Origin of the sequence: Belnapia moabensis DSM 16746 (genome assembly GCF_000745835.1) — a bacterium.
Classification (GTDB): Bacteria; Pseudomonadota; Alphaproteobacteria; order Acetobacterales; family Acetobacteraceae; genus Belnapia; species Belnapia moabensis.
Map to the genome: position 1 here is coordinate 1 of NZ_JQKB01000252.1, position 2000 is coordinate 2000.

2 protein-coding genes are annotated in these 2000 nt (G+C 60.5%); one reads left to right on the forward strand and one right to left on the reverse strand.

Annotated features, from left to right (window positions below; translation table 11 throughout):
* Nucleotides 1-646: 646 nt before the first annotated feature.
* Entirely contained in the window at nt 647-1114 is a 468-nt protein-coding gene (locus EP26_RS30655) for a response regulator (protein ID WP_043345288.1), read from the reverse strand.
* 352 nt (nt 1115-1466) lie between these two features.
* On the opposite strand from EP26_RS30655, the gene EP26_RS38420 reads away from it, so the two are divergent.
* Nucleotides 1467-2000, forward strand: a 534-nt coding sequence (locus tag EP26_RS38420) for a PAS domain S-box protein (RefSeq protein ID WP_281177175.1), incomplete at its 3' end; no start/stop codon positions are given.

Genomic DNA, 2000 nt, shown 5'->3' on the forward strand with positions numbered 1-2000 from the left:
CCGAGCGCCGGGCAGGCTCGCTCGGGCTGCGACTGGTTGAGATGCTGGCCAAGCAGGTGAGGGGACGGGCTGTCATGGAGGCTGGACGGGGTGGCATGGGTACGGCCGTGGTGGTCACCTTCCCTGACCCGAACACTGCACCTGGGTGATCTGGTCGATGAGGTCGAACCGCAGGGGTACGGCGCCTCACCTGACCTGCTGGCCTTCCTCCGATGTTGCTGCACAGCGCTCAGGCGGACCTCTCCGGCTGGGAGCGGCAAGGTATGTTCCTATCCCCTGGCGCAGCGCTGACCCTGGCCATACTTGAACTCGCCACGAACGCGTTCCGGCATGTCGCGCTTTCAAATCCGTTTGGACATATCCGGGTCGCCTACATCGCGACAAGCAGCGGGGAGGGTACGGCCCATAACGCATTGGAGTGGGTTGAGCGCGGCGGGCCGCCAGTTCCAAGTCCACCTGAACAGCGCGGCTTCGGGCTACGTCTACTGAAGCTTGGGTTGGCGATGCAAGCAGGCAAAAGGGCGGAAATCCACCTCCACCCTGAGGCCCTGCGTTGTACACTACACTTATCATCACCTCAGCCGGCCCGTCCAAACGGCCGGGCAGCCGGCACCTGAATGACGGGATTGCGGCACCCTGATCTGGCCTACGGCTCGTAGGACCTGCTGATGCGTCCCTGTGCTGCAAGAGGAACTTCGAGAGAGACTGCGCGGCGTAGGGTCTGCACGAGGTCATCGTAGTTCATTGGCTTGTGCAGCAAAGCAAATGGCTCTTGCCCGCCGCCAAAGCGCCGCAACTCTTCCAGCCCACCGAGCGGGGCAGAACCGCTCACCACGATGACCGGGAGTTCGGGCCGGACATTCTGGAGAGCGCTGATTAAGTCCTCGCCGCTCATGCGAGGCATGTTGAGATCGGTCACGAGTACGCTCAACTCAGTCCCGAGCCGCCGCACCTCGGCCAGAGCCTCGACCCCGTTACTGGTAACTGAGACGGTATAGCCTTCTGCCTCAAGGAGGTCGGAGATTGAAAGCGCGATCAGAGGCTCATCTTCAGCAATGAGAATGCGGACCCCATCCGCAGTTGGCTCGCATCCGGGACGCCTGTAAGAAGCCATCACTCTGCGCCTTTCAGTATGCCATCGATTACAACTTTAACGGGTATTCACAATGCAGGTTCGCCACACTGGCGAACTCCTGTACAGCGCTTTCTCAAGCGGGAACGTGTGAAGCTGAATTCAAGGTAGCCAACCGACATAGCCGCTATTTTATCAACCTCGGATTGGATGCTTGGGAAGTACTGGCGAGTTAGGATTACTTGCAAATTCGCTCACTCGTGTGGGATCATATCGGTCAGAGTGAAGGCAGCAGGCGCGAAAACTCGTGACAGGCAGCAAGTCGCTACACCCCCAAGCTAATGATGTCTGGAGGGATGCGCCTCTGACCGTAGTTCCGGATTTCCTAGAGGTCGTGCAGGAGGCTCTGCGCGAGAGCGAGAACTGTCATCGCGCCAACTTCATCCGTGCGCCAGTTCCGCTGCTCATCCTTGATGTTCGGGCCGTTGTGACAGACGTGTCCGACCGGTGTCTTGATCTGCTGGGTTATAGCCGCCACCAAGTCGTCGGTTGTCCTGTGTCGGAGTTCCAAGAGCCGCAATCCGCACAGTGGACCGCGGCCGAATGGGGAGACCTGTTGGTCCGAGGTGAACTACGCGAGATGGAGTGCTGCTTCCTCAGGCGAGATGGCGCCATGCTCGACATGCTACTCTCGGCAACGGTGGAGCGCACGCCGGCAAGCGGCGAGGTTCGGGTGATCGCAGCGTTGACCGATATCACAGGCCGCAGGCATGCCGAGGCGGCGCTGCGGGCCAGCGAGGAGGGCCTTCGGCACGCGCAGAAGATGGAGGCCATCGGCCAACTCACCGGCAGTATCGCACACGACTTCAACAATGTGCTCCAAGCCGTGACAAGCAACCTCGAACTGATTTTGGGCCGGGTTGGGGAG

Bases quoted from the DNA above. Each gene is read 5' to 3' on its own strand.
- EP26_RS30655 (WP_043345288.1), bottom strand. From the start codon at position 1,114: ATGGCTTCTTACAGGCGTCCCGGATGCGAGCCAACTGCGGATGGGGTC.